This is a genomic window from Pinisolibacter aquiterrae (assembly GCF_019160155.1).
GTDB classification, from domain to species: domain Bacteria; phylum Pseudomonadota; class Alphaproteobacteria; order Rhizobiales; family Ancalomicrobiaceae; genus Pinisolibacter; species Pinisolibacter aquiterrae.
In genome coordinates, this window is the sequence record NZ_JAFNIH010000009.1 from 15,029 (window position 1) to 34,997 (window position 19,969).

A 19,969-nucleotide genomic window follows, 5' to 3' on the forward strand; every position below is an offset into this window, starting at 1 on the left:
TACCCCGGGGAGGCTTTCGAGAGGTTCCCCCGCCGATGTCCTCCCCCGTGTCGTCCGATCTGACCCGCGCCCGCGCGATCCTGCGCGACGTCTTCGGCTATCCCGATCTGCGCGTCGGACAGGACGAGATCGTCGCGGCGGTGCTCGAAGGGTCCGACGTGCTGGCGGTGATGCCGACCGGCGCCGGCAAGTCGATGTGTTATCAGCTCCCCGCCCTGGTGCGCGAGGAACTGGTCGTGGTGGTCTCGCCGCTGATCGCCTTGATGCGCAATCAGGTGGCGCAGATGCGGGCGAACGGCATCGCCGCCGGGGCGCTCAACTCCACCACCGACACCGCCGAATGGCGGACGATCATGGACGACATGAACGCCGGGCGGCTGCGTCTCCTCTATGTCGCGCCGGAGCGTCTCGCCCGGCCGGACACCCAGGACATGCTGGCGCGGGCGAAGGTCGCGATGATCGCGGTCGACGAAGCGCATTGCATCTCGCAGTGGGGCCACGACTTCCGGCCGGAATATCGCGACATCGGCGCCTTCGCCGAGCGGCTCGGCAACCCGCGCATCCTGGCGCTGACCGCGACCGCCGACGCCGCCACCCGCGAGGAGATCCGAGAGCGGCTCTTCGCGCGCGAGCCGCGGATCTTCGTGCATGGGTTCGACCGGCCCAACCTGTTCCTGGCGATGCGGCCGAAGGCCGAGCCGAAGCGGCAGCTCTTGCGCTTCCTCGAGAGCCATACCGGCGAGAGCGGTGTCGTCTATTGTTCCTCGCGCAAGCAGACCGAGGATCTCGCCGCCGCCTTCGAGGCCGCCGGCCATCGCGCGCTCGCCTATCACGCCGGCCTCGAGGCGGGCGTCCGCTCCGAGCGGCAGGACGAGTTCCTGCGCGAGGACGGGATCGTCATGGTGGCGACGGTCGCCTTCGGCATGGGCATCGACAAGCCGGACGTGCGTTTCGTGGCGCATGCCTCGCTGCCGAAGTCGATCGAGGCCTGGTATCAGGAGATCGGCCGCGCCGGCCGCGACGGGCTCCCCGCCGACACGCTCACCCTCTACGGCACCGACGACATTCTCTTGCGCCGTCGCCAGATCGACGAATCGGAGGCCTCCGACGAGCAGAAGCGGATCGAGCGGCAGCGGCTCAACGCGCTCGTCGCGCTCGCCGAGACGCCGCGCTGCCGGCGGCAGGTGCTGCTCGCCTTCTTCGGCGAGGAGAGCGAACCCTGCGGGCATTGCGACGTCTGCCGCGACGGGGTCGAGACCTTCGACGGGACGCTCGCGGCGCAGAAGGCGCTGTCGGCGATCGTGCGCACCGAACAGCGCTTCGGCGAGGTGCATCTCGTCGACGTTCTGGTCGGCGACGCCACCGAACGGCTGGCGCGTTTCGGTCACGAGAAGCTGAAGACCTTCGGGGTCGGCAAGGAGTTCACCAAGTCGCAGTGGCGGGCGATCTTCCGGCAGATGCTGGCCTCGGGCCTCGCCGACGTCGACATGACCGCGCATGGGGCATGGTACGTGACGGAAGCCGGCGGCGAGGTGCTCAAGGGGCGCCGCTCGGTGGTGTTCCGCGCCGACGTGGTCGAGGCGGCGCGGGAGAAGGGCTCCAAGAAGGCGGCGCGGGCGGAGAAGATCACCGCCGCCGGGCTCGACGCGACGCAGACGCGTCTGCTCACGGCGCTGAAGGCGGTGCGCGCGGATCTCGCGCGCGAGCTCAACGCGCCGGCCTATGTGGTCTTCGCCGACCGCACGCTGATCGAGATGGCGAAGTCGCGCCCGACCTCGCGGACCGAGATGGCGACGGTGCACGGCGTCGGCGCGGCGAAGCTCGAGCGCTTCGGCGACGTGTTCCTCCGGGCGATCCGGGACTTCGAGGGCTGAAGCGCCGCCCGCCGAGGGCGTCTCCGCCGTCGCGTGAGGGGTGATACGCGGGCTCGTCTCCACGCAATGCGGGCTATGATCCGTCGGGAGAGAATCATCATGGGGATCCGGTCTCGGCCGGTGACCGGAGACGGGCGGCGCCAATGACCTCGCGACGGCATCGATTCGGGATCTTCGCCGGTATCGTTCTTCTCGGCGCGGCCTCCTCGGCCTTCGCCGCCGACAGGGGCGACGCGGCGCCCCTCGTTCCCGTGGTGCCGGTTCCGGCGCCGGAGGAGACCTGGGTCGTCGGCGTCCATTCCTATGCCTGGGCCACGTCGATGGACGGCCGTTTCCGCACGTTGCCGCCGGGCCAGGCGGTCAAGGTCCATCTCGGCTTCGCCGACATTCTCGACGATCTCGACGGCGCGCTGATGGTCTCGCTCGACGCGCGGCGCGGCCGCTTCGTGGTCTTCTCCGACGTGATGGTGTCGCGGCTCTCCGCCGGCAAGACCTTCACTGCGCAAGGTTATCCGGGCAGCGTGTCGCTCGCCAGTTCCAGCGTCGTCGGCCTCGCGACGGCGGGGTACAGGATCGTCGACGAGCCGACCCTCGCGGTCGACCTGCTCGGCGGCGTCCGCGGCTTCGCGCTGTCGAACACGATCGCCGTGGCGGTGGCGCCGTTCGGGCTCTCCTACGGCAAGGACCGGCAATGGGTCGACGCGGTCGCCGGCGCGCGGGTCACCCATGCGTTCACCGATCGACTGTCGGTGACCGCGATGGGCTTCGTCGGAACCGGCGGCGCTCGCTACGAATGGGACCTCTTCGGCGGCGTCGGCTATCGCTTCGGCGAGCGGATCGGCGGTTTCGCCGGCTATCGCGCCTTCAAGGTCGACTACGAGCGGGGCAGCTATGTCTACGACGCGCTCCAATACGGGCCGGTCGTCGGGATGCGGGTCTCCTTCTAGGTGTGGCGCGGCGGATGTGAACGCGCGTCTTAGCAAAACCGATACGATTTCATCCGAGACTGCGCCCCGAAACGAACGAATTCTCGCGGAGATGCCGGCCGTGCTCCGCCCCTGATCGACCCGGGTACGGGCGATCTTCCGATCGATGACGGCCGATGCCTCCGCCTTCGCCCCGCGTCGCTCGCGCGGCGGGGCGGATCGAGAGGCTGGCCATGGACGACCTGTCACGTCGCGACTTCGGCGCGCTCTTCTGCGCGATGACGCTCACCCCCCTCGGCTGGGGCCGAGCCGAGGCGGCGATGCCGAAGGCGCCGAAGGTCCATGCGATCGCCTCCGACGTGTCGACGACGGCCGAGCGGACCATCGTGCCGGGGGCCGGCCCCTCGGGCCCGGTCCGGCTCCAGGACATCGCCCATTACGGGAAATTCGGCGCGGGCAAATGGACCTGGGGCGCCCCGCTCGCCCATGTCCGGCGCACCGACCTGACGGCGCCCGGCGCCGTCGCCCCGTCGACGGCCGGGCGGAGGAAGCTCCTCTCCTTCTTCACCATCACCGACATCCACATCACCGACAAGGAAGCGCCCAACCAGGGCATCTACATCCAGCGCATGCATCCGACGACCCCGGTCGGCACCTCGCTCTATTCGGGCGTGATGCTCTATACGACCCATGTGCTCGACGCCGCCGTCCAGACGATCAACGCCCTGCATCGCAAGACGCCGTTCGATTTCGGTCTGTCGCTCGGCGACGTCTGCAACAGCACGCAGTACAACGAGCTGCGCTGGTACATCGACGTTCTCGACGGCAAGACGATCCGGCCGAGTTCGGGCGCCCATCTCGGGGCGAAGACGATCGACTTCCAGAAGCCGTTCAAGGCGGTCGGCCTGGACGCGTCGATCCCCTGGTATCAGGTGCTCGGCAATCACGATCACTTCTGGCTCGGCTCGGTCTCGGTCGACCACGGTCCGCGCAAGGACCTGCGCGCCTCCTATGTCGCCGACGAGGTGTTCGCGGCCGGCGACGTCCTCGCCGATCCCACGCGGATCCGCGAGCGGACCTTCTACATGGGCGTGCTCGACGGCTCGAAGCCGCTCGGCGACGTCGTCCATACCGGGGTCGCCGCCGATTTCGACGCTCCGCCGAAGGTCGCGGCCGATCCCGATCGCCGCTCGCTGACGCGGGTCGAATGGATGAAGGAGTTCTTCACGACGACGAGCGCGCCGGCCGGCCACGGCTTCGACGCGGCGGCGGCCGAGAAGGGCTTCGCCTGCTACAGTTTCGTTCCGAAGTCGGACGTGCCGATCAAGATCATCGCGCTCGACGACACCCAGCTCGACGACGATCGGTCGCTCGACATCCATGGCCACGGCTTCCTCGACGCGGAGCGGTGGGCCTGGCTCAAGAAGGAACTGGCCGACGGCGACGCGGCGGGTCAGTTGATGATCATCGCCGCGCACATCCCGATCGGCGTCGAGCCGACGGCGCCGCATTCGGAGATGGGCTGGTGGATGGATCCGCAGAACGCGGTGACGCTGCCGGATCTGGTCGCCGAGCTGCACGCCCACCCGAACCTCCTGATGTGGGTCGCCGGGCATCGCCACCTCAACACGGTCAAGGCCTTCGTCTCGCCGGATCCCGCCGGCGCCCCGGAAAAGGGCTTCTGGCACGTCGAGACCTCGTCGCTGCGCGACTTCCCGCAGCAGTTCCGGACCTTCGAGATCTACGTCAACGCCGATCAGACGATCTCGATCGTGACCACCAACGTCGACCCGGCGGTCGCCAAGGGCACGCCGGCGGCGAAATCGCGCGACTACGCGGTGGCGGCGCAGCAGATCGTCAAGGCCGACATCCGCACCGCCAATCCGACCGAGGATCCGACCATCCATCTGATGCCGATGGGATCCTACAACGCCGAATTGGTGAAGGTCCTGAGCCCGGCGATGACGGCGGTGCTGAAGGCGCGGTATCCGGCGGGGTGATCTTCAGGACCGCCCGCGCCGACTTCGCGCGGCTCGAGGCCGAGAGGCCTCGACCACGGCGCCGGAGATCGATCGGGTGAGGACGCGAGGGCTCGTGGCCCTGAGACGGTGCGCGGCGTGGTCGCCCGCGAACCGAACGCGCCCCCATGGGGCCTTCGTCGACCGCACGCTCATCGAAATGGCCGAGCTTCGCCCGACGACGCGGAGCGAGATGGCGACGCTCCACGAGGCCGGCGCGGCGAAGCCGACGCGGTTCGGTGACGTGTTTCCGAGGGCGGTGAAGGCGTTCGGGCGATCTGGGTGAGGGGCTTCGCTCGCTTCGGAGAGGACGTTGAATTCGGTGTGCCCGCGCCGCTCGGTTCGCGCGGGCGCAGGGCGACATACAGTCGCATTTGAAATTGACTGCATGCAAATTATGAAATGTATGTATTCGTAGATGTCAGCCTCCCGGCGGCGGTTCGGGAGGGCGGGGGGAGTCCATGCGCGCGTTCGGTGCCGATGAAAGAGGCGGGGTCCCGCTTCGCCTCGAGGAGACGAAGATCTATCCGGCGACGGTCCACGGACCCTATCGACGGCTGAAGTGGGTGCTGACGTTCGCGGCGCTCGCAGTCTACTATCTGGTGCCGTTCCTGCGTTTCGATCGGGGTCCGGGGCGTCCCGATCAGGCGGTTCTCTTCGACTTCGTCGGGCAACGCTTCTGGTTCTTCGGTCTCGAGATCTGGCCGCAGGAGGTCTATTACGTCACCGGACTGATGATCGTCGCGGCGCTCGCCCTGTTCCTGACGACGGCGCTGGTCGGCCGGGCGTGGTGCGGATACCTCTGCCCGCAGACCGTCTGGACCGATCTCTTTCGGCGCGTCGAGCGTGCCATCGAGGGCGAGCGACGCGAACAGATGCGCCGCGACGCGGGTCCGTGGACCTTCGATCGGCTCTTGCGCAAGGCCGCGACCCACGCCGCGTGGCTGGTGATCGCCATGGCCACGGGCGGCGCCTTCGTCTTCTGGTTCACCGACGCGCCGAAGCTCGTCGCCGCCTTCGCGCGCGGCGAGCCCCCGGCGGTCGCGCTCGTCTGGATCGGCATTCTGACCACCACGACCTACCTGCTGGCGGGGTTCTCGCGCGAACAGGTCTGCCTCTACATGTGCCCGTGGCCTCGCATTCAGGCCGCGCTCACCGATGAATGGGCCCTCAACGTCACCTACCGCTGGGATCGCGGCGAGCCGCGGGGTCGGCTGAAGTCGGGCGAGCGGGTGCGCGCGGAGGGCGGCCGCGCGGGTGACTGCGTCGACTGTGGACGCTGCGTCGCGGTCTGTCCGACCGGCGTCGACATCCGCGACGGGCTCCAGATGGGCTGCATCCAGTGCGGCCTGTGCATCGACGCCTGCGACGAGGTCATGACACGGATCGGTCGGCCGACGCGGTTGATCGCCTACGACTCCGACGCGGCGCTCGAAGCGCGCGTTCGCGGCGAAACTCCGGTCCATCGGTTCGTCAGACCGCGGACGGTGATGTACGCGGCGCTGATCGTCCTGGTTTCCGGCGTGCTGGTCTGGCGGCTCGCGACGCGGCCGGCGGAAATGCTGGCGGTGCTTCACGATCGCAATCCGATCGCTGTCGTCAACTCCGACGGCTCGATCCGCAACGCCTACACCCTGCGTCTGTCGAACATGGCGGCGGTGGAACGATCCTTCGAGATCTCGGTCTCGCCCTTGCCGAAGGGCGCGCGCATCGAGGCGGCGACGGCGACCCCGTCGCCGTCCGGCGGGCTCGTGGTCACGGTGCCGGCCGATTCGGGGCGCGACGTCCGCTTGCTGGTCACGGTGCCGGCCGACGGCGTCACCTCGCCGCGCATGTCGTTGTGGGTGACCGCCCGCAGCGCCGACGCGCGCGATCTCACGGTCGAGGACCATTTCGCGGTTCCCTGAGAGCCGCCGCCGCGCCCGCCGAGGGGGCTCGTACCAGTCTCATGAAATTCCGACCCGTCGGCATCTCACGAGGTCACGGCCTGACCGGCCGACGCCCGTTCGGGTTTGCCTTCGCCTACGAAGTTTCGAAAAGGTCGAAGCTTCGTAGGCTCGGTATCAGACGATCGCGCGGCCCTCTTCGGGGGCGCGCGAGATCGTCCGGGCGATCAGCGTCAGGGCCTCCGCGAGACGGGCGCGATCGCCGACGCCGCCGAGCGCCAATCGCACGGCGTCGGTCGTCGGCCGTGCGACGGCGAAGGCGTCGGAGGCGACGATGCCGAGCCCCTCGCGGCGAACCGTCTGGATCAGCCGGTGGCGGTCCCAGTCGGCCGGCAGCGCCAACCACACGTGCAGGCCACTGGGATGACCGAGCGCTTGCGGCAGGACGCGGCGGGCGAGCGCCTGACGCTGTTCCGCCTCGGCCCGGACACGCTCGAGGATGTCACGCGCGAGACCGATGGTGATCCAATGGGTCGCGAGCGCCGTCATCAACGGCGCGGGCATCCGTGCCAACGCCGACAGGAGGGACAGCAACGGGTCGAGGTCCGCCGTCACGGGTGCGACCAGATAGGCCGTACGCAGACCCGGCGACAGTGTCTTCGAGAGTGAAGCGACGTACCACGTCCGCTCCGGCGCCCGCGCGGCGAGCGGCGCCGGTGCGCTCTTCAGAGCCAGCAGGGCGTAGGGGTCGTCCTCGACGATCGTGAGATCGAGCCGGCGGGCGACGGAGACGATCGCCTCGCGTCGGGCCTCCGACATGGTCGCGGTGGTCGGATTGTGGATGGTCGGCGTGATCACCACCACCTTCGCCCCGGTGCGCTGCGCCTCCTCCGCGAGCGCCTCCGGCACCATCCCTTCGCCGTCGATGGCGACGGGTATGGTCTTCCGCTTCGTCTCGACGCTCGCCGCGATCAGGCCGGGATAGGTGAGCGCCTCGCAGAGAACCGAGCCGCCGTCGGGGACCAATCTGCAGAGGAGAGCGACGAGTGCCGTCTGAGCACCCGCGCAGACCACGATCCGGTCGGCGTCGACCTCCGGCCAGAGCGGCCGCAGCCAGATCGCTGCGGCGGCCCTCTCCGCCCGTGAGCCCGCGCCGGCGTGATAGGCCATCAGCAGATTGGCGTCCGTACGTGTCAGGATTTCGCCGATGGCGTCGCGGATCGCGTCCCCCAGACGCATGCCGGTGGGCGGTGGCGGGATGTTCATACCGAGATCGATCGGTGGACCGGCCGTCTCACGCCGGGGCGAAACGAACGACCCACGCCCCGTCACCGCTTCGAGAAGCCCGCGCCGCCGTGCCTCTCCATAGGCCCGGGTGACGGTGGTGAAGTCCACGCCGAGCACATCGGCGAGCCGTCGCTGGGGAGGCAGCCGATCGCCGGGGTGGAGCCGACCGACTTCGACCGCCTCCTCGATGAATTGGACGATCTGCAGATAGTAGGGCTCGGCACCCGGCACGAGCGGGCTCACCCAATCGATCAGCCCATCCCCGCGCGCCATAGGAAGTCACCCTCGACCGACATGCATGCATTTCCGGCATTGTCGGGCAGGTGGGAAGGGCGGTCAATGGACCGAGCGTCGCGGCATCGCGACCCTTCGCGATGAAACCATTTCACGACGACAGGGATCGCGCGGTCGCATTCGGCGCAAAGCCTCCCCTCTTCACACCCTCTCCACCACCACCGCCACCAGCTTCTCCGCGACCTCGTCCTTGGCCATGTCCGGCCAGTCCGTCACGCCCGAGGCTTCGACGAGGCGGACGGTGTTGCGGTCGCCGCCCATGATGCCGGTCTCGGGGGAGACGTCGTTGGCGACGATCAGATCCGCGCCCTTCTTGGCGAGTTTCGCCTGCGCGTTGGCGAGCAGGTTCTCCGTCTCGGCGGCGAAGCCGATGACGAGTTTCGGGCGCAGCGTCGGGTGGCGGCCGACGGTCGCGAGGATGTCGGGGTTCTCGACGAAGGCGAGCGAGGGGGTGCCTTCCGGGCCCTTCTTGATCTTTTCCGAGGCCTCGGAGGCGACCCGCCAGTCGGCGACGGCGGCGGCCATCACCGCGACGTCGCAGGGCAGCGCGCCTTCGACCGCCGCCAGCATCTCGCGCGCGGTCTCGACGCGGATCACCGTCACGCCTTCCGGATCGGCGAGGCCGACGGGGCCGGCGACCAGCGTCACCGTGGCGCCGGCACGCGCCAGTGCGGCGGCGATCGCGAAGCCCTGTTTGCCCGAGGAGCGGTTGGCGATGTAGCGGACCGGGTCGATCGGCTCGTGGGTCGGGCCGGCGGTGACGACGACGCGGCGGCCGGCGAGCGGGCGGCCTTCGCCCGCCGCCTCGAACTGCGCCTCGATCGCGGCGAGGATCTCCATCGGCTCGGCCATGCGGCCGGCGCCGAATTCGCCGCGCTCGGCCATGGCGCCGCTGTTGGGGCCGACGAAGCGGATGCCGTCGGCGACCAGACGGGCGACGTTGCGCCGCGTCGCCGGGTGGCCCCACATGCGCGGGTTCATCGCCGGGGCGGCCAGCACCGGCTTGTCGGTGGCGAGCAGGACGTTCGAGGCGAGGTCGTCGCAGAGGCCGTTCGCCATCTTGGCGAGGAGATCGGCGGTCGCGGGCGCCACCACGATCAGGTCGGCCTCGCGGGAGAGGCGGATGTGGCCGATCTCGTGCTCGGCGGTGAGATCGAAGAGGTCGGTATAGACGCGGTCCTCGGAGAGGGCGCCGACGGACAGGGGCGTCACGAACTGTTGCGCCGCCTTCGTCATCACCACGCGGACGTGGGCGCCGCGCTCGCGCAGGCGGCGGATCAGTTCGAGGCATTTGTAGGCGGCGATGCCGCCGGCGATGACGAGAAGAATGCGCTTCGACGCGAGCATGGACCGTTTGTCCCCGAGGGAGGTGGCCGATGGTGCCTCGGCCTTCATGGGCGCGCACCCTAGCAGGGCGCGGGGGCGCTCGTCACGATCCGGTCGGGCGCCTCCGCCCATGGACTCGGAGGCCGTCGCGTGGCAGAGATCCGCGGACTCCCGGGGCCCGTGCCCGCCAGAGGTGACGATGACGCTCGAGGTGAAGATCTGCGGCCTGAAGACGATCGAGGCGCTCGACGCGGCGCTCGAGGCGGGCGCCGATCTCGTCGGTCTCGTCTTCTTCCCGAAGAGCCCGCGCAACGTCTCGCTCGACGAGGCGGTGGTGTTGGCGGAACGCGCGCGCGGCCGGGCGCGGGTCGTGGCGCTGGTCGTCGATGCCGACGATGCGGCGATCGCGTCGATCGCGGCGCGGGTTCGTCCCGATCTCTTCCAGTTGCATGGGCACGAGAGCCCGGAGCGGTCGGCGGCGATCCGCGCGGCGACGGGGGTGCCGGTCATGAAGGCGCTCGCGGTCGCCGAGCCGGAGGATCTCGAGGTCGTCGCCTCGTTCGTGCCGCATGTCGATCGCATCCTCTTCGACGCCAAGCCGCCGCGGCGACCGGACGCGCTGCCCGGCGGCAACGGGTTCTCCTTCGACTGGCGGCTCATCCGCGATCTCGACCCGGGTCGGCCGGTCATGCTATCGGGGGGCCTCACGCCGGAGACCGTGGCTGAAGCCCTGGCGATCACCGGCGTGTCGAGCGTCGACGTCTCGTCGGGCGTGGAGAGCGCCCCCGGCGTCAAGGATCCCGAGAGGATCCGCGCCTTCATCGCCCACGCGCGCGAGGCCGACCGGCTTCGCGAGAGAACTCGAGGTTCCCGCCCGTGACCACCATGCCCAATTCGCTGCGCAACGGACCGGACGAGCGCGGGTTCTTCGGCCTCTACGGCGGACGCTTCGTCGCCGAGACTCTGATGCCGCTGATCCTCGAGCTGGAACAGGCCTATGACGACGCCCGCAAGGATCCCGCCTTCAAGGCGGAGCTGGCGTCGCTCTCGACCCATTACGCGGGGCGGCCGAGCGCGCTCTATTACGCCGAACGGCTGACCGAGCACTGCCGGGCGCTGACCGGCGGCAAGTTCGGCGCCGAGATCTGGTTCAAGCGCGAGGAGCTGAACCACACCGGCTCGCACAAGATCAACAACTGCCTCGGCCAGATCCTGCTCGCCCGCCGCATGGGCAAGACGCGGATCATCGCCGAGACCGGCGCCGGCCAGCACGGCGTGGCGTCGGCCACCGTCTCGGCCCGGTTCGGGCTGCCCTGCGTCGTCTACATGGGCGCCACCGACGTCGAGCGGCAGAAGCCCAACGTGTTCCGCATGAAGCTGCTCGGCGCCGAGGTCAACCCGGTGACGTCGGGCGCGGGCACGCTCAAGGACGCGATGAACGAGGCGCTGCGCGACTGGGTCACCAACGTCGCGGACACCTATTACCTGATCGGCACGGCGGCGGGGCCGCATCCCTATCCGGCGATGGTGCGCGACTTCCAGTCGGTGATCGGCACCGAGACCAAGGAGCAGTTCCACGCAGCCAAGGGCAGGCTCCCCGACGCGGTGATCGCCTGCATCGGCGGCGGCTCGAACGCCATCGGTCTCTTCCATCCCTTCCTCGACGACCCGGAGGTCGCGATCTACGGCGTCGAGGCGGGCGGCCACGGCGTCGACGTGCCGAACGGTCATGCCGCGTCGATGACGGGCGGGCGTCCGGGCGTGCTGCACGGCAACCGCACCTATCTCCTGCAGGACGGCGACGGGCAGATCCTCGAGGGGCATTCGATCTCCGCCGGGCTCGATTATCCCGGAGTCGGGCCGGAACATTCCTGGCTGAAGGACACCGGCCGCGTCACCTATGTGCCGGCGACCGACAAGGAGGCGCTCGACGCCTTCGTGCTCTGCTCCAAGCTCGAGGGCATCATTCCGGCGCTGGAGCCGAGCCATGCGCTCGCCCATGTGTTGAAGCTCGCTCCGACCATGGACAAGGACAAATCGATCGTGCTGTGCCTCTCCGGTCGCGGCGACAAGGACGTGTTCTCGGTCGCGGGCTACCTCGGCGAGACGATGAGCGAGATGTGAGCGAAGCGATGACCGAAACCCGCATCTCCCGCCGCTTCGCCGCCGTCGCCGCCCAGGGCCGTCCGGCGCTCGTCACCTTCGTGATGGCCGGCGACCCCGATTTCGACACCGCGCTCTCGATCGTCTCGGCGCTGCCGGCGGCCGGCGCCGACGTGATCGAGATCGGCATGCCCTTCTCCGATCCGATGGCCGACGGGCCGGCGATCCAGGCGGCGGGCCTGCGTGCGCTCCACGGTGGCCAGACGCTCGTCAAGACGATCGAACTGGTGCGCCGCTTCCGCGCGGCCGACGCCGAGACGCCGATCGTGCTGATGGGCTATTACAACCCGATCTACGTCTATGGACCCGAGCGGTTCCTGACGGACGCGAAGGCGGCCGGGGTCGATGGGCTGATCGTCGTGGACCTGCCGCCGGAGGCGGACGACGAGCTGTGCACGCCGGCCTTGGCGGCCGGTCTCAACTTCATCCGTCTGGCGACGCCGACCACCGACGACCATCGTCTGCCCAGAGTGCTCGCGAACACCTCCGGTTTCGTCTATTACGTATCGATCACCGGGATCACCGGCGCGGCCAAGCCCGACGCCGCCCGGGTCGCGGAGGCCGTCGGCCGCATCAAGCGCCACACCAGCCTGCCGGTCGCGGTCGGCTTCGGGGTGCGCGACGCGGAGACGGCGCGCGAGATCGGCCGCAACGCCGACGGCGTCGTGGTGGGCTCGGCGATCGTCCAGGCGATCGCGGGAAGCCTCGTCGACGGCAAGGCGAGCCCGGCGACCGTCGCCGCGGTGACGACTCTGGTCGCCGATCTGGCGCGGGGCGTCGCCGCCGCCCGTGCCGCCGAGTGAGTTTTCGGGTCGCGCGCCCCCTGGGGTCGCGACCGATCATGGAGAAGCCCTTTGAACTGGCTCACCAATGTCGTCCGCCCGAAGATCAAGAGCCTTCTGACCAAGAAGGACACGCCGGAAAACCTCTGGATCAAGTGTCCGGAGACCGGCGAGATGGTGTTCCACCGCGATCTCGAGGCCAATCTCTATGTCGTGCCGTCGTCCGGGCACCATATGCGGATGCCGGCCAAGGCGCGGCTCGACACGCTGTTCGATCGCGGCGAATGGACCGCGATCCCGTCGCCGACGGTCACCCCCGATCCGCTCAAGTTCCGTGACGAGCGCCGCTACGTCGATCGCATCAAGGACGCCCGCGCCAAGACCGGCAAGGACGACGCGGTGCAGATCGGCTTCGGCACCGTCGAGGGGCTCGTGCTCACCGCCGCGGTCCAGGACTTCGAGTTCATGGGCGGCTCGCTCGGCATGGCGGCCGGCGAGGCGATCGTGACGGCGATGCTCACGGCGCGTGATCGCGGCACGCCCTTCGTGCTGTTCGTCGCCTCGGGCGGCGCGCGCATGCAGGAGGGCATCCTGTCGCTGATGCAGATGCCGCGCACCACGGTGGCGGTGCAGGCGCTGCGGCGGGCGAAGCTCCCCTATTTCGTCGTGCTGACCAATCCGACGACCGGCGGCGTCACCGCCTCCTACGCGATGCTCGGCGACGTCCACATCGCCGAACCGGGCGCGCTGATCGGCTTCGCCGGGCCGCGCGTCATCGAGCAGACGATCCGCGAGAAGCTGCCGGAGGGCTTCCAGCGCTCCGAATATCTGTTCGATCACGGCATGGTCGACATGGTGGTGCCGCGCCACCAGATCCGTGGGACGATCGCCAATCTCGCCCATCTCTTCATGAAGAAGGATCGGCCCAAGCACGGCACCGCCGTGGTGCCGGTCGCGGACGAGGCCGCCTGAGGCGCTCCGGAGGTCCGATGCCGTCGTCGCTCGACGCGCTGTTGGCGCGGCTCGCCAAGACCGTGCCGGCCGGTTGGGACCTCGGTCTCGACCGGATGCGACGGGTGCTCGCCCGGCTCGGGGATCCGCAACGGGCGATCCCGCCGGTGATCCACGTCGCCGGGACCAACGGCAAGGGCTCGACCACGGCCTTTCTGCGGGCGATGCTCGAGGCGTCGGGACGCCGGGTCCACGTCTATACCTCGCCGCATCTGGTGCGCTTCGCCGAACGGGTACGGGTCGCCGGCGCCATCGCCACCGACGCGGCGCTGGCGGAAGCGATCGCGCGGGCCGAGGCGGCCAACGACGGCGAGCCGATCACCTTCTTCGAACTGGCGACCATCGCCGCCTTCCTGCTCTTCGCCGAGACCCCGGCCGACGTCACCCTGCTCGAGGTCGGGCTCGGCGGGCGGCTCGACGCGACCAACGTGGTCGAGAACCGTCTCGTCTCGGTGATCACGCCGATTTCGATGGATCACGAGGCCTTTCTCGGCGACACGCTCGAGAAGATCGCCGCCGAGAAGGCGGGGATCGTCGAGCGCGGCCGGCCGGTGGTGGCGAGCCCGCAGGAGGACGCCGTCGTCGCGGTGCTCGAGCGCGCGGCGGCACGGGCCGGGGTGCGGCTCGCGCTCGGCGGGCGAGAGTGGAGCGCGAGCGAGGACGGCGGACGTCTGATCTTCCAGAGCGAGCGCGGGCTGATCGATCTGCCGATGCCGCGTCTCCTCGGACCGCATCAGGTCGAGAACGCCGGCACGGCGATCGCGGCGCTGGAGGCGGCGGGGTTCGATCTCGACGCCGAGACGATCGGGCGCGGGCTCACTTCGGTCGATTGGCCGGCGCGGATGCAGCCGCTGACGCGCGGGGCTCTGGTCGACCGCGCCCCGCCCGGCGCCGAGATCTGGCTCGACGGCGGCCACAATCCGGGGGCGGGGGTGAGGATCGCCGCGACGCTCGCGGCGCTCGGGCGCCGAGCCCCGCGACCGCTCCACCTGATCGCCGGTCTGCTCGAGACCAAGGATCCGTTCGGCTTCTTCGCGCCCTTCGCCGGGCTCGTCGACACGGTGACGACGGTGCCGATCACCGGCGGCGAGCATCCGGGCCGTGATCCCGAGGCTCTGGCGGCGCTTCTACGCGACCGCCTCGGGCTGGCGGCGACGGCGGCGGGAAGCGTCGGCGGCGCGTTGGACGATCTGCGGGCGGGGGCGGACGCGACGCCGCAGCGCATTCTGATCGGCGGCTCGCTCTATCTCGCCGGCGAGGTGTTGCGCGAGAACGGCACGCCGCCGGTCTGATCCTTCACCGTCCGAAGAGGCCGCCGAGGAATTCGCCGAGCGTCTGCGGATCGCGCTCGTAGGAGCGCCTGGGGAGCGAGCCGGTGGTCTCGGGGTCGGCGGGCCGGGCGCGCGGGCGCGGTGGCGCCAGCGGCACGGCGACCTGCCGGCCGGCATCGACCATCGGGATCGCTTCGGCGCGTCCCCCCGACATGGCGTCCTGGGGCGCGGGGCGGTCGGGTGCTCCGGTGTCGTCGCGGGCATAGGCGCGGCCGGTCGTGCCGGGGATCGCCATGGCCTGACGGCCGCGATGGGCGTCCAGCATGAAACGCTGCCACACCACGGCGGCGAGCGTGCCGCCGGTGCCGCGCTTGGTAGGGGCGCCGTCGTCGTTGCCGAGCCAGACGCCGGTGGTGAGAAGGCCGGTGTAGCCGATGAACCAGGCGTCGCGGAAATCCTGGCTCGTGCCGGTCTTGCCGGCGGCGGGCCAGCCGGGGATCTGGGCCTTGCGGCCGGTGCCGGTCGCCAGCGTCTCGGCGAGCATGGTGTTCATCTCGGCGAGCGGCACGGGTTCGATGACGCGGCCGATGCCGGTGCCCTTCCGCTTGTAGAGGATCTTGCCGTCGGCGCCACGAATGGTGGTGATGACGTGGGGCACCACGCCCTGGCCGCCGTTGGAGAAGGGAACATAGGCGCCGGTGATCTCGAGCGGGGTCACCTCCGAGGTGCCGAGCGCGATCGACGGGGTCGCCATCAGCGGCGAGGTGATGCCGAGGCGCATCGCCGTCTCGGCGACGTTCTTCGGGCCGACCTCGATGGCGAGCTTGGCGGCGACGGTGTTGATCGAATGGGCGAGCGCGTCCTTCAGCGTCACCGGCCCACGGAACTCCTTCTCGTAGTTCTTCGGGCTCCAGCCCTTGTAGGTGAAGGGGGTGTCGTCGCGGACGGTGTCCGGGGTCAGCCCGTGTTCCATCGCGGTCAGATAGACGAAGGGCTTGAAGGCGGAGCCCGGCTGACGCTTGGCGGCGACGGCGCGGTTGAACTGCGACTTGGTGTAGTCGATGCCGCCGACGAGGGCCTTCACCGCGCCGTTCGGGTCGAGGGAGACGATCGCGCCCTGGCTCACGTCCTTCTTGTCGCCGAACTGGGCCATGCCGGCCTGGAGCGCCGCCTCGGCGAGGATCTGGAGCGAGGAATCGATCGTGGTCTCGACGACGATGTCCTTGTCGATCGAGCCGATGTAGCTCGGCACCTGATCCATCACCCAGTCGGCGACGTAGTTCTCGGAGCCGGAGTTGGGTTGGGTGAAGATCATGCGCGGCTGGGCGATCGCCGCCTGACGCTGCTCCTCGGAGATGACGCCGGTCTCCACCATGGCGGCGAGCACGGTCTGCGCGCGCGCCTTGGCGCGATCGGGATCGCGCGAGGGGGCGTAGCGCGACGGGGCCTTGAGCAGGCCGGCGAGCATGGCCGCCTCCATCGGCGTCACGTCGCGGGCCGACTTGCCGAAATAGCGGCGGGCGGCGGCGTCGACGCCATAGGCGCCGGCGCCCATGTAGACGCGATTGAGGTAGAGTTCGAGGATCTGATCCTTGGTGTAGGTGTGCTCCAGCCACAGGGCGAGCAGGACCTCCTGGACCTTGCGGCCGAAGGTGCGTTCCTGGGTCAGGAACAGGTTCTTGGCGAGCTGCTGGGTCAGCGTCGAGCCGCCCTGGGAGACGCCGCGCGCGGTCAGGTTCACCACGACGGCACGCGCGAGACCGATCGGGTCGATGCCGAAGTGATCGCGGAAACGGCGGTCCTCGATGGCGATGACGGCACCGGGCAGCCACGGCGGCAGGTCCTTGATCTTGACCGCCTCGCCGCCGGTGTCGCCGCGATTGCCGACGAGCTTGCCGTCGGCGGAGACGATCTTGACGTTGGCCGGGCGCTTGGGCACCGCCCATTCGGAGGTCGGCGGCAGGCGCGCGCCGTAGTAGAGCACGATCCCGCCGACGCCGATGGCGCCCCAGATCATCAGAACGAAGCCCCAGTAGAAGGCCCGGCGGACGAATCGGCCGAAACCGCCGGGCGGGCGGCCGGAGCCGCCGCGGCGCGGGCGCCGGGGTTCGGGAGCGTCGGTCATCTCGGAGGCCTCCTCGTCCCGGGCGACGCGCTCGCGCCGGCGGGGGCGATCGAAATCGTCGTCGCGCTGGGCGGAGAGCGGCCGTTCCTCGATGTAGAGGGTGGGTTCGATGCGGCCGCGCCCGACTTCGCGGGGCGGGCCACGGCGCACCGGGCCGCGGCCGGCGGTGGGGCGATCCTCGGGGCGCAGGCGCAGATCGAGGCGATCGGGGGCCTCTTCGTCGTCCTCGAAGACGGGATCTCGACGTCGATCCGCTCGCTTCGCCACACCGTCCCTCCAACCCTCGCGATCGTCCCCTCTTCGGCGACGGTCTCCCTGATGGGAGGGTATTGGGGGCGTTTTAAGGCGAGGTTAACCGAGAGCGATCCGGGGGCGGGGGGCCGGGCGGCTCCCCGTCCTCGTCGTCAGGCGCGTTCGGCGAATTTGCGCGACATCGCCTCGACGGCGGCCAGCGTCGACATGTTGACGACGCCGCGCGAGGTCACCGAGGGGGTGAGGATGTGGGCGGGTTTCGCCGCGCCGAGCAGGATCGGGCCGACGTGGAGGGCGTCGGTCATCGCCTTGATCAGGTTGAGGGCGATGTTGGCCGAGTCGAGCGAGGGAAAGACCAGGAGGTTGGCGTCGCTCTTCAGGGTCGAGTCCGGCATGATTCGCTCGCGGATGGCGCGGACGATCGCCGCGTCGCCGTGCATTTCGCCGTCGATCTCGAGGCCGGGATCGAGGGCGCGGACGAGATCGAGGGCCTTGCGCATCTTGCGGGCGGAAGGCAGGTCGCGCGAGCCGAAGTTCGAGGCCGACAGGAGCGCCGCCTTGGGCTCGAGGCCGAATCGGCGGATGTGGCGCGCCGCGAGGATGGTGGCGTGGGCGATCTCCTCGCAGGTCGGATCCGGCGTCACATAGGTGTCGGTGAGGAACCAGGCGCCCTTCTGGGCGATCAGCAGGGACACGGTCGAGAAGTCCATGTCGGGGCTGTCGAAACCGACGACGTCGCTGACCACCTTGCGATGGCGTTCGAAACCGCCCTCGAGGCCGCAGATCAGGGCATCGGCGTCGCCGCGCTCGACGGCGATGGCGCCGATCACCGTGGTGTTGGAGCGCACGATGGTCTTGGCGCCGTCGGGGGTGACGCCCTTGCGGCCGACCTTGGCGAAATAGGTCTGGGTGTACTCGTTGAAGCGCCGGTCGTTGGCCGGATCGACCACCTCGAATTCGACGCCGGGACGGATCTTGAGGCCGAACCGCTCGCAGCGCGCCTCGATCACCTTGGGGCGGCCGATCAGGATCGGCTGAGCGATGTCCTCCTCGAGCAGCACCTGGGCGGCGCGCAGGACGCGCTCGTCCTCGCCGTCGGAATAGACGATGCGGGCCTTCTCGCGGGTCGCCTTCGCGGCGGCGGTGATCGGCTTCATGATCAGGCCGGAGCGGAAGACGAAGCGGGTCAGCTCCTCGACATAGGCGTCGAAGTCGCGGATCGGCCGGCGCGCCACGCCCGATTCCATCGCCGCCTTGGCGACGGCGGGGGCGATGCGCAGGATCAGACGGCGATCGAAGGGCGAGGGGATCAGATAGTCCGGACCGAACACGACCGGGCCGCCGTCGGCGTTCCTGAGATCGCCGGCCTCCTCGTGGGCGAGTTCGGCGATGGCGCGCACCGCCGCCTGTTTCATGTTCTCGTCGATCGCCGTGGCGCCGACGTCGAGGGCGCCGCGGAAGATGTGCGGGAAACAGAGGACGTTGTTGACCTGATTGGCGAAATCGGAGCGTCCGGTGCAGATCATGGCGTCGGGGCGGACCTCGCGGGCGAGGTCGGGCATGATTTCCGGCGTCGGATTGGCGAGCGCCATGATCATCGGACGATCGGCCATCTGCTTCAGCAGTTCCGGCTTCAGCACGCCGCCGGCGGAAAGGCCGAGGAAGACGTCGGCGCCGTCGATCACCTCGGCGAGGGTGCGCTTGTCGGAGGGCTGCGCATAGACCGCCTTCCACTGGTCCATGTGGACGGTGCGGCCTTCCCAGACGAGGCCCTCGAGGTCGCAGACCCAGATGTTGGAGCGGGTGGCGCCGAGCGAGACCAGGAGGTTGAGACAGGCGAGCGCCGCAGCACCTGCGCCGGAGGCGACGATCTTGACGTCGGCGAGGGTCTTTCCGGCCACTTCGAGGCCGTTGAGGATGGCGGCGGCGACGATGATGGCGGTGCCGTGCTGATCGTCGTGGAAGACCGGGATCTTCATCTTCTCGCGCAGGCGACGCTCGACCTCGAAACACTCGGGGGCCTTGATGTCCTCGAGGTTGATGCCGCCGAAGGTCGGCTCCAGCGCCGAGACGACCTCGACCATGCGGTCGACCTCGGGGGCGTCGATCTCGATGTCGAAGACGTCGATGCCGGCGAATTTCTTGAAGAGGACGGCCTTGCCCTCCATCACCGGCTTGGAAGCGAGCGGACCGATGTTGCCGAGGCCGAGAACGGCGGTGCCGTTGGAGACCACGGCGACCAGATTGGCGCGGGCGGTGTAGTCGTCGGCGCGTTCGGGATCCGCCTCGATGGCGAGGCACGGGGCGGCGACGCCCGGCGAATAGGCGAGCGCCAGGTCGCGCTGGTTGCCGAGCGGCTTGGTCGGCTGAACCTCGAGCTTGCCGGGCCGCGGGTATTTGTGGAAGTAGAGCGCGGCGTCCGAGAGTTCGTCGTTGTGCGAACGCTGGCTGAAGGTCTTGGCGCTCTCGCTGGTCGGCTCGGTCGTCATCGGGTGCTCCCGTGTGCGTGGCCCGTGCGCGACGTCGGCTCGTTCTCGAACCGATTCCGAATGAAAGTCTCGAAAACTCGACTTTCGACTGCGACCACGGGCCGCAAGCGTTAGCGCCCCAATCCGGCGGGAGCAAGTCGTCACTTCGCATGAAATGCCTCGTAATCGATTGAAAAATCAATTCATTTCATGCTGCATCGCAACACGAGGCGGGTTGCGCGGCGTGATGGCGCGTTGCGCGTGTCGCTGCCGCACCGTAAACAGG

The 19,969-nt window shown here is 69.5% G+C and carries 14 protein-coding genes; 10 read left to right on the forward strand and 4 right to left on the reverse strand.

From position 1 onward, the window contains the following. Positions 1-35 precede the first annotated feature (35 nt). The 5 genes from recQ to ccoG all read left to right on the forward strand — a co-directional run bounded on the left by recQ (position 36) and on the right by ccoG (position 6,725). Complete coding sequence (gene recQ / locus J3S89_RS02105) at positions 36-1,874, forward strand: DNA helicase RecQ (RefSeq protein ID WP_217925826.1); 1,839 nt, start codon at positions 36-38, stop codon at positions 1,872-1,874. Between the two features lie 143 nt (positions 1,875-2,017). Further along, entirely contained in the window at positions 2,018-2,821 is an 804-nt protein-coding gene (locus tag J3S89_RS02110) for a hypothetical protein (protein ID WP_217925827.1), read from the forward strand. A gap of 212 nt (positions 2,822-3,033) precedes the next feature. Next, positions 3,034-4,800 (forward strand): TIGR03768 family metallophosphoesterase, encoded by a 1,767-nt coding sequence (locus J3S89_RS02115; RefSeq protein WP_217925828.1) that lies wholly within the window; start codon positions 3,034-3,036, stop codon positions 4,798-4,800. Positions 4,801-4,894: 94 nt separating this feature from the next. After that, positions 4,895-5,104, forward strand: a complete 210-nt coding sequence (locus J3S89_RS23585; RefSeq protein WP_420801578.1) for an HRDC domain-containing protein — start codon at positions 4,895-4,897, stop codon at positions 5,102-5,104. A gap of 175 nt (positions 5,105-5,279) precedes the next feature. Beyond that, complete coding sequence (ccoG, locus tag J3S89_RS02125) at positions 5,280-6,725, forward strand: cytochrome c oxidase accessory protein CcoG (RefSeq protein ID WP_217925830.1); 1,446 nt, start codon at positions 5,280-5,282, stop codon at positions 6,723-6,725. Between the two features lie 156 nt (positions 6,726-6,881). On the opposite strand, the gene J3S89_RS02130 is transcribed toward ccoG, so the two are convergent. Then, on the reverse strand, positions 6,882-8,264 hold the full coding sequence (locus J3S89_RS02130; RefSeq protein WP_217925831.1) for an aminotransferase-like domain-containing protein: 1,383 nt from the start codon (positions 8,262-8,264) through the stop codon (positions 6,882-6,884). Between the two features lie 162 nt (positions 8,265-8,426). Further along, a complete protein-coding gene (gene coaBC / locus J3S89_RS02135) occupies positions 8,427-9,632 on the reverse strand; it encodes a bifunctional phosphopantothenoylcysteine decarboxylase/phosphopantothenate--cysteine ligase CoaBC (protein ID WP_217925832.1) in 1,206 nt (401 codons plus the stop codon). A gap of 178 nt (positions 9,633-9,810) precedes the next feature. Here coaBC and J3S89_RS02140 point away from each other — a divergent pair, with 178 nt between their 5' ends. The 5 genes from J3S89_RS02140 to J3S89_RS02160 are packed head-to-tail and all read left to right on the forward strand — an operon-like array spanning position 9,811 to position 14,859. After that, complete coding sequence (locus J3S89_RS02140) at positions 9,811-10,491, forward strand: phosphoribosylanthranilate isomerase (protein WP_217925833.1); 681 nt, start codon at positions 9,811-9,813, stop codon at positions 10,489-10,491. Positions 10,492-10,496: 5 nt separating this feature from the next. Beyond that, positions 10,497-11,735 (forward strand): tryptophan synthase subunit beta, encoded by a 1,239-nt coding sequence (gene trpB, locus J3S89_RS02145; protein WP_217925883.1) that lies wholly within the window; start codon positions 10,497-10,499, stop codon positions 11,733-11,735. 8 nt (positions 11,736-11,743) lie between these two features. Beyond that, positions 11,744-12,577 carry a tryptophan synthase subunit alpha gene (trpA, locus tag J3S89_RS02150; protein WP_217925834.1) on the forward strand — a complete coding sequence of 278 codons (834 nt, stop codon included), beginning with the start codon at positions 11,744-11,746 and terminating at the stop codon, positions 12,575-12,577. Positions 12,578-12,628: 51 nt separating this feature from the next. Beyond that, on the forward strand, positions 12,629-13,528 hold the full coding sequence (accD, locus tag J3S89_RS02155; RefSeq protein WP_217925835.1) for an acetyl-CoA carboxylase, carboxyltransferase subunit beta: 900 nt from the start codon (positions 12,629-12,631) through the stop codon (positions 13,526-13,528). A gap of 17 nt (positions 13,529-13,545) precedes the next feature. Further along, the gene (locus J3S89_RS02160; RefSeq protein WP_230489156.1) at positions 13,546-14,859 is read left to right on the forward strand and encodes a bifunctional folylpolyglutamate synthase/dihydrofolate synthase; all 1,314 of its coding nucleotides are present in this window, start codon (positions 13,546-13,548) and stop codon (positions 14,857-14,859) included. Between the two features lie 4 nt (positions 14,860-14,863). Here the strand turns inward: J3S89_RS02160 and J3S89_RS02165 are convergent, their stop codons facing one another. Further along, positions 14,864-16,855, reverse strand: coding sequence for a transglycosylase domain-containing protein (locus J3S89_RS02165; RefSeq protein WP_230489158.1), 1,992 nt, complete (start codon positions 16,853-16,855; stop codon positions 14,864-14,866). 512 nt (positions 16,856-17,367) lie between these two features. Continuing rightward, the gene (locus tag J3S89_RS02170; protein ID WP_217925836.1) at positions 17,368-19,704 is read right to left on the reverse strand and encodes an NADP-dependent malic enzyme; all 2,337 of its coding nucleotides are present in this window, start codon (positions 19,702-19,704) and stop codon (positions 17,368-17,370) included. Between the last annotated feature and the right edge of the window lie 265 nt (positions 19,705-19,969).